Here is a 14,460-nt window from a genome sequence, read left to right as displayed (position 1 = left end):
GGCAGCGGCTGTCACGATCTGTGGGGAGGGGGCTACCGTGCCCGGCATGGAGGTCAGCGCTTGGGGCTGTGCGCACGGATCGGATTACCAACCCCGATAACCGCGTTCTGCAGCGCTGGTGGCAGCGTGTCGTCAGTTTTGGTGATACCGGCTGTGCCGCCGGATTTGATCCAGCCCAGGAGAACGTCGAGGACCGCCGGCTGATCCACACCGCCCAGCCACACGGACGATCCGATCACGCCAGTAGCTCCGTCGCGACGGGCCACCGCAGCGACAGCCCCGCTGGCGCAAGCGCCCAGACATTGGGTGGAGACGAGTACCGCGCCTCGACTGGCCGCGATGGTTGACCGCAACCGATCAGCACCGTTCTGACCATCGGCGAGCCGGTGGAGCGCATCGCACCGGTAGCCCTCACACAGGGCAACGAGGGGACCGTCGGCTCCCAGACCGGTCAGCGGGGTGACCTTTTTGCGTTTCATTGCAGACATCCTTTCTGTCCAGCCGAAGAGTGAGGGCGCGAGGGCCGTCAGCCACCGGTGTCCTGGGGCTTCCGGCGGAATGATGGCCGGGGACGGTCAGCCCTGGCGGGCTTTCATGCGGGGGTTTTTCTTGTTGAGGACGAAGGTTCTTCCGCGGCGGCGAACCAGCTGTGCTCCCGGCATGTTCTTCAGTGCGCGTAGCGAGTTCCGTACTTTCATCTGTTGCTCCTTTGGTTGGGTCAGTGGGTTGTGGTGAGGCCGAACGGGTCGTGCAGGCCGGCAAAGCCGGCAGCTATTTCCGCGTCGGTAAGTTCGCAATCTGCGAGCAGCCGGGTGATCTCGGCCGCGTCGATGTCTTCGCCGGTGACTGCGAGGACGGTCCCGCGGTCCATAGCGTCAGGGTGCCCGTCCCGTGGCGCGTCAGCGTTGTTCGTCCGGCCCGCCGCGGGATGGGGTGTCTGGCCGGTCAGCCATGGCCCGGTGTTCTCCAGCCACACGCGCGGTCCGATGCCCTGGACGGCGATCCGGCATTCCGGGGCCGCCGCGATCCACAGCCGCCCGCGGAGCCAACAGCATCCCTGCGCCAAGCTAGCCAGTGCGTGGCGGAACCGCTCGGGATGTAGCGGACGCTGGACCCGCCGGGTGACGGTGCTGAACGGGGAAGTGGACGGCCCGGCGGGAACCCGCACGGCGCCGGGGACCGACCTGGCCGTTGCCTCCGCGTAGTCGTGCCTGCCCGGATGGATGTCGCAGGCATTTTCGATGATGACGGCGTGCGGGGCCAGCTGCCCAAGCAGCTGCACGCCGCGGGCGCGCCCGCGCGGATCCACCGGAACCAGGTCGGGGTCGGCCAGGAGGACAGTGTCGCTGAACGCGAGTTCGCCAATCAGGAATTCCCCGGGCGTCCGCTGGTCATCCGGGACGGCGGTGAACCCGGGCTCAAACACGGTGTGGTGGTCCCAGATGTGGTCCTCGAGAGCGTCCGGTGCGCAGGCCAGCACCACTGAATCGATGGTGAACCGGTGCGCGAGTCCGCGCTTCAGGGCATTGACGGCCGTTGACGCGGGGACCGCGGGCGGGAGGCCGATGATGATGTGGTCCTCGCCGAGGGCCAGCAGTCGCTCGATCGTGGGAACCACGTCCAGGCGCACCGTGCAGCTCAGGCAGCCGTGTTCCAGGTGGTTTTCTTCCCGCTCGACCGGCCCGGGCCGGCCGAAGATGCGGCGGATGACCACGCCGTTTTCCAGGAGGTCGTGGAGAACCGCGACGGCCGCAGGGTGTGCGGCGGCCAGGGCCTCGCACGCCTGCTGCCGGCACAAGACGTCAAGGGAGCTGACCACGGTGAGATGCATACCCATCAAGCTAACGAGAATTGTTCTCATTTGCAATACAGGGGCAGATTCGCCCCTTCGGGGCCGACGGTCAATGCACGTACACCGTCCGTTCCGGCGTGATCGTCAGGCGGTCGCCGCGGCTCACCCTCTTCTTCCCGGACGGTTGAAGCGCTGTGTTCGTTGCGTGGGGGTGTCGATACGGATGAGCATCCGCAGAAGGGCAGCGGCAGTCATAGTTGTTGTCGGTCTCTTCAGTAAGGTGTGCTGGCTCGCGGCCGAATTTTGTGATCCCGGGGCCAGCGGTGGATTCTGCTTGCGGGGAGGACGCCCGCGCCGTTCTGGGGACCCTTAAAGCCCGGGGGCAGGGCGGATCACCTGGAGGCTTTTCAGAATAGAGCCGACGACAATGACGGCAGCCGCGCCTCGGGCACTTCCGGTTATGAAGGATAGGCCCGCTAGGTCGAGAAGCAGTTGGGCTTTGCCGGATACACGCCTGTCCGTCACGTTTTCAGTCACCGGGTCAATGGCGAGCGGGTGGAGAGCTTCAACCTTCTCAGCACAACCGAGGGCAGTGCCGCCCATACCGTTGTGGTGGGCGGCCATCTGGATTCCGTGCCCAAGGGGGCAAAGGTGCCGCTGCCCGTGCGGGCGTGGCCTCTCTGGCGGCGGGACGTCAGCAGGCATCGGGGTGGTCAGTCGTGGGTGGGTTCGCCGGTGATCCGGTGGTCGGCGAGGTTGATGGTTTCGCGGATGAGCCGGACGAGGTGTCCGTCGTGGAGGGAGTAGATCACGTGGCGTCCGTCCTTGCGGGTGTCCACGAGTCCGCTGAGGCGGAGTTTGGCCAGGTGCTGGCTGGCCACAGTCCGCGGCACCCCGGCCACGGCGGTGAGCTCGGTGACGGTTTTCGGGCCGTCGGCGAGCTGCCACAGCAGGTGCAGGCGGGTCGGTTCGGCGAGCATCCGCAACGTGCCGACAGCGGTTTCCAGCAGCTGCGGCCCCGGGGTAACCGGATGGGCCAGGGACGGAGCGTCAGGGGCGGGGACGGGCGCGCTGTCAGGCTGACTGCTCAACGTGCTGCTCCTTCTGTCACCGGTTCCTGGGCTGCTGCGGCTTGGTGCCGTGGCCAGGACAGGAATGCACCTGCACTGCCTATCATCGCAATAATTGTCAGCGCCACGGCAGCCCAGCCCAACCCGGCCATCGCCCCGACCCACCCGGCCAGCGGATACGTCAGGATGTAGCAGGCGTGCGAGAGGGAAAACTGGGCCGTGAACACGTATGGCCTAGTCTCCTCCGTGGATGCGTCCCGCAACAGGCGCGCAGAGGGTGTGAGGATGGTGGAGTTCGCGGCTCCGAGCACGAACCACAAGCCCAGCAGCAGCCACCAGCCCGACCCGGGGACGCCCAGCAGCGTCAGCGCCGCCGCGCCGGCCAGGACAAACGGAATGACAGCGGCGCCGGAGAGCATCACGGCCCGGTCCCCGAACCGGTCCAGGACCCGTGGCGCGGACAAGGCCACGATCATGGACCCGACACCGAAGCAGGCCAGCGCCAGGGCCAGGTCCGTGTCGGGCCGGTGCAGGACGTCCCGGACGTAGACGACCGTATTGACCAGGACCAGCGCCGTCGGGGCCGCGACGACGAGGTTCAGGGCCAGCAGGGACCGCAGGCGGCGGTTCCGCCAGAAAATCCGGGCACCCAGGGTCGTCCGGTGCCACAGCGAAGTCTGCGGAGCCCCGGAATCGGCCACCTGCGGCAGGACGGTGATCGCGACCATCAACGCGGAGAAGACGAAGCCCGCGACGGTGCCGACGAAAAGGTTGTTGTAGCTGACCAGGGTCAGCAGCAGCGCAGCGATGGCCGGACTGACCAGGGCCTCCATGTCATAGGCCAGCCGGGACAGGGACAGTGCCCGCGTGTAGTCCCTCTCATCCTTCAGGATGGTCGGGATCAGCGACTGGAACGCCGGGGTGAACGTCGCGGATGCACTCTGCAGCAGGAAGATCACGACGTAGATCTGCCACACATCGGTGATGAACGGCAGGCACAGCGCCATCGCGGCACGGATCAAGTCCGCCCCGATCAGGACCCGTTTCTTGGACCACCGCGACACTAGGGCATTGATCACCGGGGCCAGTCCCACATAGGCCAGCATCTTGATCGTCAGCGCGGTACCGAGGATGGCGCCGGCGTTGCTGCCGGCCAGGTCGTACGCCAGCAGCCCCAGGGCCACGGTGAGCAGGCCGGTGCCGATCAGGGCCACGATCTGCGCGGTGAACAGCCGCCGGTAAGTCAGGTTCCGCAGAACCGATAGCATCAGCCAAACTCCTTAGTTACATACGTGCATGCCTATGCACTCATCATAGATGACTGCTTTGGCCCTGCACCGGAGATCAGTCGTCGGGGATCCCACGCCGGGCAACGTGAGCGCAGCCTTTTGGCCCGGATGCGGACCGCCACAGCCGCGGGAGAGTCATCCGTGGAAGCGGACGCCAGGCATCTTTAGAGGTTTAAGGGGGTCGGCACGTCTTCATCCCGACCACGTGAGGCACAGTGCCGGAGGGTAGGATTCAGGGATGGAATTTTGCTGCTGATGGGTCAGGGACATGGCCATTCCCACTCGATGGAGAAGCCGACGGAAGCCTCGCCGGAGACGGCAGCGGCGCGGAGGCGAGCCAATCGGCTTCTTGCCGCCGTGCTTGTTCCTCTAACGCTGCTGACTCTTATCGCCATGGTACTGATGTGGCCTTCGGGCAGCAGGGATGACATCAGCTTCGCGAACCCGTACGCGGGTGCCCCCGGAGCCAAGATGGAGACCGGAAAGATTCAGCGGGTGGCGGTCGAGGATTGTATGGAGGGAACCGGCCAGGCTGTCGAAGGCATGAAGGGCTCCCAGTGCACCTTTGTCATCACGGAACCGGACAATGGCGGCGTGTCGGTGAAGGTCGTCATGAATCCGGACGTGGTGAAATCACACGGCGTCAAGCCTGGCGACAACATCAGCTACCTCAATCTGTCCACCAGCCAGAGCGGCGCGGTGACCGGTATGCCGCCCTACGTGTTTGTCGACTTCGTCCGGTCCGTCCCGATTATCCTGCTCTCGGTCCTGTATGGGCTGGTCGTCGTCGCCGTCGCTCGCTGGCGCGGGTTCCGGGCTCTCATCGGGTTGGTCGGTGCAGGTGTTGTGCTGGCCACTTTTATCCTTCCCGGTCTCGTGGAGGGGAAACCGCCGCTGCTGCTCGGGCTCGTGGGGTCGATCGTCATCATGATCGGCGTCCTCTACTTTGCCCACGGCTTTTCTGCCAGGACATCCACCGCCCTGCTGGGAACTGTCTTCGGGCTGGTGATCACGGCAGTGTTGGCCGCGTGGGCAACTGACGCCGCCAACCTGACAGGGAGCAGCAGCTATGAGGCCGTAACGCTGATCAATATGTCTGACCGGATCTCGCTGTCCAGCATCATTCTGTGTGGCCTGATCATCTCAGGACTGGGGGTGCTCAATGACGTGACCATCACCCAGTCCTCTGCAGTCTGGGAGCTGTATGAGCTGGCTCCTCAAACCAGCGCGCGGGACCTGTTCGCTTCGGGCATGCGGATCGGCCGGGATCACATCGCCTCGACTGTGTACACCATTGCGTTCGCCTATGCCGGAGCCGCCTTGCCCATCATCATCATCGTGATGCTTTTCAACCGGCCCCTGGGTGAGTCTCTGACTAGCGTTGAATTGTCCGAAGAAGTGGTCCGCACGCTGGTGGGTTCCGTTGGACTGGTTTTGGCCGTCCCCGTCACAACACTCCTTGCGGTACTGGTGGTCAAAGCAACGGGTTCGCGCCGGTCAGCGACTTCCGGAGAATTGAAGGATGACGCGCCGTCAACACATTCGGGCGAGGGCCCGGGCATTGACTCCGATCACGTCATCGTGACAGCCGGCGGTACACCGGTACCAGGATCCCGCCGTGAGGCACGCCGCCTGGCGAACCACGCCACATATTGACCCGCCGCCGGCGGGTCAGCGCCGACTTTGGTCTTGCCCCCGGCTAAGAGAGGGGCAGGCTGCAGATCAACCCTCTACCGGACGTTCTACTGACCCCGCGGCAAAGATGGGCCACGGGCTTTCCCGCCGTGGCCAACCCGCCGAATGGCGGCTCTCCCATACAGCGGTGCGCAGCCCCCGGGCGACGCCCACAGCAAACCCCGGGTGCAGACGCGGACGGGCTCCGCGCTGTCCCGATCCCTCTGCCTGCCCATGGAGCAGTTCCCATCCGGACAGCGACACCGCAATCGCGGACCTCTGGGGCACAAGGAACCTAAGTGCGGCAGATATGTGATGTCCCTTGCGTCTCGTTGCTGCAGCTAAGGTGAACCGGCCCGGACCTGGGCGAGCTACGGGACTCCGTTGCTGCTGCAGGGGCTGTTCCGCCCTGAGCGCACGCGCACCATGGGCGGGCTGATCCGGAAGTGATCAGCAGCTTGCTGAGCCCGGCAAGTCGATAGGCGTTGCCTGCTTCGCGGGCGGGTTGCAGGAACTGGTGGGCTTTGCTGCCATGGCCTTCCCACCAGCTAACCCGCCGCCGCAGCCATCATTTTCCCCGTCATCGTCGCATCCGGCTTCTGGGTATCCGGCGTCGCTGTCCTCGCTGTTTTACCGGTGGGAGCTGGCCACGTTGCCTGCAATCAGTTCCGGACGATCTCTGCCTCCGCCGGCGTCAACGCATGCTGGGCGGGCAGCGCGGCGACGACCATGACCGGATCTTTGCCGATCGCCTGTGCGATCGCGGCGGTCGTTCGTGGATCCGAGGGCGTATCAGATGAGGATTCCGCACATCGATTTGAATGTACCGTTTGGCCCCCGGAAACCGCCCCCCGTCACCGGGCATTTTTTCGGGCGGGTTATGCGGGAAGCGGCCGGCCGCGGAAACGCGGCGGTCGTGATCCGGAAATTTTGGGTGACGCTTTCGTCGGTGGGGGACCGGCTAATGCGACAGCGAAACGGGTTGAGCAGGCCGGTCAGATCCGGTGGTTCTCAAGCTGTAGAAGCGACACGAGCAATTTGGTTGCTCGTGTGGACAAGGAGCCGCCGAACAGCAGATCCGGAAGCTCCTCGGGCGGGGTGCCGTCATTGTTGCGGTGAGTGACCGCTCCGGTGTCCCTTCGGGGCAGGCGCTAGCTGTACTCGGCCAGGACGTTGGTTACCTGTTGAAAGGGTGAAGACCTCTTAGGTTGGTGGTTACTACACACAACGAACGCCTAAGTGGTCTTCATGGTCCACCGTAATGACCGTCTGACTCCTGCCGGTAGAAGCATCCTTGTCCAGCGTGTTCTGGACGGCCGTCCCGTGGCCCATGTGGCGAAGAAAATGAGCGTTTCCCGCGCCTGCGCACGCCGGTGGCTCAAGCGCTACGTCGAACACGGTCTGGCCGGGATGGAGAACAGGTCGTCACGACCGCGTTCATGCCCGCATGCCACTCCCGAGGCGAAGATCGAGGATGTAATCGCGGCGTGTAAGAAGCACGGCGAAGGCCCGGTCGAGCTGGCCGAACGCTTTAAGGTCCCGGCCCGCACGGTCTCGCGGATCATCGCCAGAGCCGGGCTGCCCCGGTTGTGGGAACTGGACCCCATCAGCGGCGAACGCATCCGCGCCGGCCGGGCAACCGATCACCGTTACGAACGCGACACCGCCGGAGAACTGCTGCACATCGACGTCAGGAAACTCGGCGGCATAGGGCCCTCACCGGCTGGCTAGACTTCTACAACCACCGCCGCAACCACAGCGCCCTCGGAGGACGACCACCCATCAGCAGATGTAACCAACCTGCTAGCTGAGTACAGCTTACGGTGACGGACGGCAGGCGGGCAGGAGAGGGCTCACAAGTGAGGTGGTCGTGTTCAGTCGGCAGTGCCAGCGATCTCCCTTAATGCACGCACGTGCGCGTCGAATGCCTTCCGCCCAGCAGGTGTGAGAGTTACCCACGTCAGACGGCGGGCATCCGTGCGCGCCGCTGATGCGGCTTTGGTCAGGCTGACGTACGTAGCCTCAGCCAGGGTCTTCAGGTGCTTCGAGAGTGTTGCGTCCGAGACGTTGAGCGTATCGCGCAGTACAGCGAAGTCCATCTGTTCAACCGCCCGCAGCACTCCACAGATCCGTAACCGTGCCGGCGCGTGGATGACGTCATCGAACCGGGCCTCAATCATGCCGCAGCTGATCCAGCGCCGAGCGGTAGACGATTCCCGAGAGCCAAGTGACTAGACCGAAGGCGGACACGCTGGTCAGCGCCACGGCCCAGCGGGCGCCGAAGGAAACCAAACCAAGCGAGATTGAGAACAGCGTTAGGCAGACCATGAGAATCGCGATCGTTGCCACTATGGCGCGCGGGCCCATCTTGCGGAATCGGATTCCGGCTTCGCGGCGGATCAGGTGAAGGATCACTAGAACTGCTACCAGGCCCAACCATCCGGAAGTCGGGGGTTCGTAGTTCTCCCCAGGGTTGGCCGTCGCGGCTGCTGCCACCCACCAAGCCGCCACGCCCCCGAGTGCGGCCAGCAATGCTTTGGGAACATTCACGCCGTCGGCCAGTGTCCGACGGTCGGAAGCCAGGCCGCGGAGGCTGGCGGCGGCATCATCTGCCGACGGGCGGCCCTCAAAGTTTCTTTCCATGCCGGAAAGTCTACAGAATGACTTTCCGAATCGGCAAGTGATGTGGGGATGCGCAAACGGGACAGCAGAGCGATCCCCGACTCGGAAGGGGGCGTGGGCCCGCTATTCCATCCCATGCATAAATACTCGTGTCATTCGGTCGCGTTATGGCACCGTCATACGGGCGGCCGACTTTCGAAGCTAGTCCTTAGCGTCGGAAGCCGAGCAATTACTCAACGGAGGCAATGCCGGCGGCGTCGTCGTCGTGCGTGTTGGGTCGACAGTCCGCAAGCCATGGACCGATGCCACTGGTTGGGTCCCCAGGTAGAAGTCCAGTGTTTGTGTGAGTTCGTGTCCGAGAATGGACGCAGGAGGAAATTCACGAATCGTGGCTGGCACGCAGACACACCCCCGAGCAGGTCATCGCCAAAGTCCGGCAGGGCCAGAAGATGCTCAACGACGGACACCCGATGGTCGAGGTCATCAGGGAGCTTCAGGTCACCGAGGCGACCTGGTACCGCTGGCTGAACCAGTACGGGTCCGAGAAGAACGCCGAGGCGTCCAAACTGACCCGGGAGATGGAGAAGGAGAACGCCCGCCTCAAGCGCCTGCTGGCGGAGAGGGAACTGGCCATCGACATCCTCAACGGGTGGCCAAGGGAAAATTCTGAGCCCCGAACCCCGCCGCCGTGCCGTGCGCATGGCGGTGGACAAGTTCGGGGCGTCCGAACGCTTCGCCTGTGACGTCCTGGGTTAGAACCGGTCCGCGTTCCGCAAGAAGAAGCCCGACATGGGCTTCGAGGAAATGCAGCTCCGCGCAGCCTTGCCCGCCGTCGCCGTGAAGCACATCGCGTGGGGCTGGCGAAAGCCCGCTGGCTCCTGCTGGCACAGCCCGAGTGGGACGGCGTGGCGCTGAACAGGAAGCGGGTGCGCCGGCTCTGGCGCGACGAAGGCCTGGTCTGTAAACCCAGGGCGCGGAAGAATCGCCGCACCGGGCCTGGCGCCGGGGAGCAAAAACGCCTCACAGCGCAGTACCCGATGCACGTGGTCAGCTTCGATTTCCAGTCGGATGTGACCTCCTGCCGGCATATCCGGTTCTTCTTTCGTCTCGACGAATACACGCGCAGCGCGCTGGCGATCATTCCTCGCCGGTCATTCAAGACCACGGACGTGGTCGCGGTGCTGGAGAACACCATCGCCGAAACCGGCACCGCCCCGGCCTACGTCCGGTGCGACAACGGGCCCGAGTTCGCTGCAGAGGCACTGGTCAGCTGGTGCAACACCGCCGGGGTCGACACCGCATTCATCGACCCGGGATCACCCTGGCAGAACGGCTTGATCGAATCCTTCAACGCCGAATACAGAAGGGGACAACTCTCCGGAGAAATCATGGACGGCATGGCCGAAGCGAAGTATTTGGCCGAGGAATGGAAAGCTATCTACAATCATGAACGACCCCACGGATCCCTGAACGGCATGACGCCGAGACGCTACTGGAAAAACTGGACGCAAGAAATCCAATTAGCCTGTATGTCCTTTGTCGGACGCCCGTTCCGGGCTGAAAATGTTGCTGTGGCCACCTGCCGACGCCGTGTTTCTATGATTCGCTGAGGCCGTCAATTAGCCGGGCATTGGGTGTCACGCTGTAGGCCCCTCATTGTTTCTGTTGTTCAGGACGAGGATTAGATTTCGCTTCTTGCCCGGTGATTCCCACGGGCGGTCCGCCTCGATAGTCGACAAGTCCGCGCGGAGAGGGGATGAAGAGGATCATGTTGGCCGAATCCCAAGATGAGGAACAGATCATTGCCAGGGTCGTCGCGATCGATGTGGGCAAGGCTGAATTCGTCTGTTGTGTTCGGGTCCCCGCGAACGGGAACCCTAAAAGCGGTTGCAGGAGGTGTCCACACATTCGACAATGACCCGGTCCTTGACGGAGCTGGCCAACCATCTTGTCGACCTCCGTATCGAGGGGGTGGTGATGGAGGCAACCAGCGATTACTGGAAGCCGGTGTTTTATCTCCTCGAGGCGCACGGGCTCGAACCGTGGCTGGTCAACGCCCGGGTCGTGAAGCATCTGCCGGGACGTCCGAAGACTGACGAGCTCGATTCCGTTTGGCTTTGCAAGGTCGCCGAACGGCAGATGCTCCGGCCCAGTTTCGTCCCGCCCGCCCCGATCCGCCGGCTGCGGGACCTGACCCGGTACCGGATCGATCTGGTCGGGACACGCACGGCGGAGAAGAACCGGGTCGAGAAACTCCTCGCGCAGCTGGCGCGTTCGTGCATGCGCAGGAAGCTCAGCGAACTCGAGGAGGCGTTCACCGGCCTCTTTGATGACCACCATGCCTTCCTCCTGGCCCGGATGCTGGCCAGGATCGACGGGATAGACGCGGACATCGCCGCGGTCGATGAACAGATCGAGGCGCAGCTGGCCCCTTTCGCGGCGGCGGAACGCCTGGAACAGATCCCAGGCATCGGCTCCGTGGCCGCCGCCATTGTTCTGGCTGAAATCGGGGTCGACATGACCCGGTTCCGACCGCGGGGCACCTGTGTGTTGCTGGGCGAAGTTCTCCCCGGGCATCAACTCCTCAGCCGGGAAAACCAAGGGCAACGGTTCGACCGGGCGCGGCAACAGCTATCTCGCCCGGGTCTTGGGCGAGGCCGCCGTCGTGGCCGGCCGAACGGATACCTTCCTGGGTGAGCGTTACCGACGGATCGCCCGCCGGCGGGGCAAGAAACGCGCCATCGTCGCTATCGGACGTTGCATCCTCGTTATCGTCTGGCACCTGCTGCAGGATCCGGATGCCCGGATCCATGATCTCGGGCCAGAGCACTTCAGCAGCCGCACCAACCCGGACACCAGGAAACGCAGCCACGTCCGCCAACTCGAAGCCCTCGGCTACACCGTTACCCTCACACCCGCAGCCTGATACTCACGCCTCGCCATACCTCCACCCGGGCCCGCCCTTTCACGACTGCATGATCCCGCGCGAACCCTCCACCGTCAGGTCACCTCATTTTCGGATTAGCTATCGCATAGACGCTGGACTGCTAACGGGGGCCCAACCACCCCCACCTGCGGAAGCGCTTATGCAATTCCTACTCAAATCTGCCGAACTCAAGAGACGGAACGGTCTAGAGACCTTCCAAAGAACCCGGAACTTGGGACCAAAGTTCGATCCAATTCAAGGCAGATGCGAAACGCGAAAGAGACCCGCACCCTGGAACCCCACCACTAACGATGATGGAACGGCGAGACAACCGACGTCCTGGCAAACAGTCTAACCAAAGTAGACACGTCAGGTCGGGGAATGGTTGTTTAGTTGCTGCCATTCAACGAGACTCGATGTCGCATTCTCGCTGCCAAGACGACAATAGCCCGACCCGTTAACTTAGCTGGCCCGAACCACGCATATAGACGACGCATCCCATAACCCAGTACTTACCGAGTGGACCTAGCCGGGAAAGCAAGTATGGCCTACTCGTGACACTGATTGGGGCGGATCATAGTCTCTATGACACGGGGAATGGCTTAGAGAGCTGGGGCCACATACCAGACTATGGCCGGACAAGCCCCAATACCGCGCTTCGGTAAGCGCGACAGCGTCTGATATTCCGAAATGATCATGAAGTGGTGATGCATTTGTCTAATCTCACCCAGCTTTCAATTTGCTTCTGCGAGCTGGCTTTCTCGTCACCGAGAGTGTCAGTAAGATTCACTCACTTAAAGAAATTTCACTCAATTCAAGCCCGAACTCTGGTCCCCAAAGAAATCATTGTTGTGACGACCATAGCGAGGTCCCGTATGGGCGTCGTCCCTCCGTGGATGACGTGACACTGGAAAAGCGTGGGGGGCCAGTGGGACTTTCCGCAGCGCAAAGTAACGGCGCGGACGACGCAAGGGCAAGTTCCGATGTCTTAGCGTTCCTGGACGACGGCGCCGAAGCTGCACCAGAAGGGCTCGAACGTCCGGCGGAATTTCTTCACGACCACGATGTGCCGGCCGTGGGCGGGCGCGTTGAACCGGCGTCGGAATACGTCCCCCCGGCCCAATTCGGTGGGGAGCTCGGCCGGATAGTGGGCTGTAGCCGCAGCGGTCTGCTCAAGGCGGCGTCCGAAGCCAGGAAAGTTATTGGCGCAAACATGTGCTTTCGGCGTGAAGTCCTCCGCCGGGTGGGCGGCATTAATCTACTGCCCGGCCGCGAATGCTCAAAACCCATGGGCTGCGAAGAGCCCGAATTTCTCATTTGTTCCAAGTTAGAGGCCCCGGGGCACGGAACGTGCATGAGCCAGCGGCCCTGGCGCCGCGTACCTGACCACCGGAGGCCGCGACCGGAGCAGCTGGAGCAACCACCCCAGGACTGGGCCGTGCAGGATCCGATCTCGTGTATTGGCTTTCACGTCCGCCAGCGTCTTGCGCGGACCGCGGCTCGCGCACGAGCTGAGGTGGTCCCGGCTACGGAAAGCCATCACTTCCTGAACAGGCCGCGGCGGTGGATCGGTCTCGTCAAAAATTTCGCAGATTGAATGTCGGAAGGATGAAAACATGAGCAACCAAAATGCGTATGCGGTGGGACGGTCCTGGCTTGGCGTAATCCGCGGAGGCGGTCGCTCGGCTGGTCCTCGTCTACGTGGGTCGCGGAATCCGCGGCTCCGTGCACTGCTGGCAGCACTGCTGGCAGCGCTGCTGGCGGTAGTGGGTGTTCTGGTGGTGCCGGTTCCGGCGTCGGCTGCTGCGGGTGATGTTGGGGTTGAGGGTCCGTCGCATTCGGGGACGGGGACCCCGACAGGTACGAAGCGGGCAACGAGTGCGTTGTGGTTCAACGACGGCGTCTGGTGGGGGAACTTGTGGGACACTGCCAGCTCGGATTTTCATATCTTCCGGTTCAATGCCGCGACGAGTTCGTGGGTCAATACGGGTGTGGCGACAGACACGCGGGCGAACACTCATCATGATTTGTTGTGGGACGGGACGACGTTGTTTGTGGCGAGTTATCGGTTCGTCAACGACGGTGTTCCGGCTGAGCCGAACTTCCCGACGACGATGCGGCGTTACAGCTACGACTCGAGTAAGAAGACCTACACGCTGCTAACTTCTGAACAGATCAACAACCAGCGCGTTGAGACCCTGACCATCGACAAGGACTCGACCGGTCGGGTATGGGCGACGTGGCAGCAGGAGAACCGGATCTATCTGAACGTCAGTGACCAGGCCGGCGTGAAGTGGGGGACGCCGTTCGCGCATCCTGCGTCGTTGAGCAACGTGTCTGTGGACGACACCTCGGCTCTGATCGCGTTCGACGGGAAGATGGGTGTGATGTGGAGCCGGCAGGTCGGTGACTCCACCGACGGCATGTACTGGAGCTACCATGTCGATGGGGCGTCCAACACCGCCTGGACCGATCCTGTGGCAGCGGTGAAGGGGCAGCGCAGCGGTGATGACCACATGAACTTGAAGTGGCTGGACTCCTCGGGTGGCCGGGTTTTCGCCGCTATTAAGACGTCCTTCACGTCGGCGTCTCAGCCGCTGATCCAGCTGTTGTCATTCAATGGTTCGACGTGGGCGACGAACACGATCGCGACTGTGTCGGAGTGCCCGAACCGGGTGCTAGTCCTGATTGATGAGAGTACGCAGAGGCTGCGTACCTTCGCCACCTATCCGAAGCCGAGCGGCACGACGAACGCTGGTGTCTGCACTACCTCGGGGGGTGCGATCTACGAGAAGTCCACGCCGCTGGACAACATCAACTTCACCACGACGAAGACGGCTCGTATCGTGGACGCCGACCAGTATGTCCATAACGTGACGTCGACGAAACAGAACCTCAACAGTGCGGCGCGGGGCACGGCCAACAGCGGTCTGCTGTTGCTCGCCGATGTGAACGCCACCAGCCGGTACTGGCACTTCTACGAGCCAGGCCCCGGTGGTGGGGGTGGGGATACGACGGCCCCGACCGTGACGGCTACGTCCCCGGCGGGTGGTGCGACTGGTGTGGCGGTCGCGGCGGATGTGACGG

General features: G+C 63.3%; 12 protein-coding genes and 1 pseudogene. 6 read left to right on the top strand and 7 right to left on the bottom strand.

The window, feature by feature from the left end:
* Nucleotides 1–53 precede the first annotated feature (53 nt).
* From ACZYZ3_RS18195 to ACZYZ3_RS18175, 5 genes are all read right to left on the bottom strand, one after another.
* A complete protein-coding gene (locus ACZYZ3_RS18195; RefSeq protein WP_463965203.1) occupies nt 54–479 on the bottom strand; it encodes a hypothetical protein in 426 nt (141 codons plus the stop codon).
* Nucleotides 480–575: 96 nt separating this feature from the next.
* Entirely contained in the window at nt 576–698 is a 123-nt protein-coding gene (gene ykgO / locus ACZYZ3_RS18190; RefSeq protein WP_463965202.1) for a type B 50S ribosomal protein L36, read from the bottom strand.
* Nucleotides 699–718: 20 nt separating this feature from the next.
* Nucleotides 719–1,831 carry a GTP-binding protein gene (locus ACZYZ3_RS18185; protein WP_463965201.1) on the bottom strand — a complete coding sequence of 371 codons (1,113 nt, stop codon included), beginning with the start codon at nt 1,829–1,831 and terminating at the stop codon, nt 719–721.
* Between the two features lie 674 nt (nt 1,832–2,505).
* Nucleotides 2,506–2,883: an ArsR/SmtB family transcription factor gene (locus ACZYZ3_RS18180; protein WP_463965200.1), complete on the bottom strand. Its 378-nt coding sequence runs from the start codon at nt 2,881–2,883 to the stop codon at nt 2,506–2,508.
* A complete protein-coding gene (locus ACZYZ3_RS18175) occupies nt 2,880–4,130 on the bottom strand; it encodes an MFS transporter (protein ID WP_463965199.1) in 1,251 nt (416 codons plus the stop codon). Before ACZYZ3_RS18175 ends, ACZYZ3_RS18180 begins: the two co-directional genes overlap by 4 nt.
* Before the next feature lie 306 nt (nt 4,131–4,436).
* On the opposite strand from ACZYZ3_RS18175, the gene ACZYZ3_RS18170 reads away from it, so the two are divergent.
* Both ACZYZ3_RS18170 and ACZYZ3_RS18165 read left to right on the top strand, forming a co-directional pair.
* Nucleotides 4,437–5,807, top strand: a complete 1,371-nt coding sequence (locus ACZYZ3_RS18170) for a YibE/F family protein (RefSeq protein ID WP_463965217.1) — start codon at nt 4,437–4,439, stop codon at nt 5,805–5,807.
* 1,266 nt (nt 5,808–7,073) lie between these two features.
* On the top strand, nt 7,074–7,556 hold the full coding sequence (locus tag ACZYZ3_RS18165) for a helix-turn-helix domain-containing protein (RefSeq protein WP_463965198.1): 483 nt from the start codon (nt 7,074–7,076) through the stop codon (nt 7,554–7,556).
* Between the two features lie 143 nt (nt 7,557–7,699).
* Here the strand turns inward: ACZYZ3_RS18165 and ACZYZ3_RS18160 are convergent, their stop codons facing one another.
* A complete protein-coding gene (locus ACZYZ3_RS18160; RefSeq protein ID WP_463965197.1) occupies nt 7,700–8,005 on the bottom strand; it encodes a transcriptional regulator in 306 nt (101 codons plus the stop codon).
* A complete protein-coding gene (locus ACZYZ3_RS18155) occupies nt 7,998–8,468 on the bottom strand; it encodes a hypothetical protein (protein ID WP_463965196.1) in 471 nt (156 codons plus the stop codon). Before ACZYZ3_RS18155 ends, ACZYZ3_RS18160 begins: the two co-directional genes overlap by 8 nt.
* Nucleotides 8,469–8,839: 371 nt before the next feature.
* On the opposite strand from ACZYZ3_RS18155, the pseudogene ACZYZ3_RS18150 reads away from it, so the two are divergent.
* From ACZYZ3_RS18150 to ACZYZ3_RS18135, 4 genes and pseudogenes are all read left to right on the top strand, one after another.
* Nucleotides 8,840–9,973 (top strand): annotated as a pseudogene (locus ACZYZ3_RS18150) (IS3 family transposase); the annotation flags it as partial.
* A gap of 388 nt (nt 9,974–10,361) precedes the next feature.
* Nucleotides 10,362–11,144 carry an IS110 family RNA-guided transposase gene (locus tag ACZYZ3_RS18145; RefSeq protein ID WP_463965195.1) on the top strand — a complete coding sequence of 261 codons (783 nt, stop codon included), beginning with the start codon at nt 10,362–10,364 and terminating at the stop codon, nt 11,142–11,144.
* Nucleotides 11,113–11,373, top strand: coding sequence for a hypothetical protein (locus ACZYZ3_RS18140; RefSeq protein WP_463965194.1), 261 nt, complete (start codon nt 11,113–11,115; stop codon nt 11,371–11,373). The genes ACZYZ3_RS18145 and ACZYZ3_RS18140 overlap by 32 nt, the downstream gene beginning before the upstream one ends.
* Nucleotides 11,374–12,989: 1,616 nt before the next feature.
* Nucleotides 12,990–14,460: Ig-like domain-containing domain (locus tag ACZYZ3_RS18135; RefSeq protein WP_463965193.1), on the top strand; the 1,471-nt coding region annotated here is incomplete at its 3' end.

It is taken from the genome of Pseudarthrobacter linnaei (assembly GCF_055412825.1).
The sequence above is the reverse complement of the archived record's forward strand: the minus strand, read 5'-3'. Positions and strand labels throughout refer to the sequence as shown.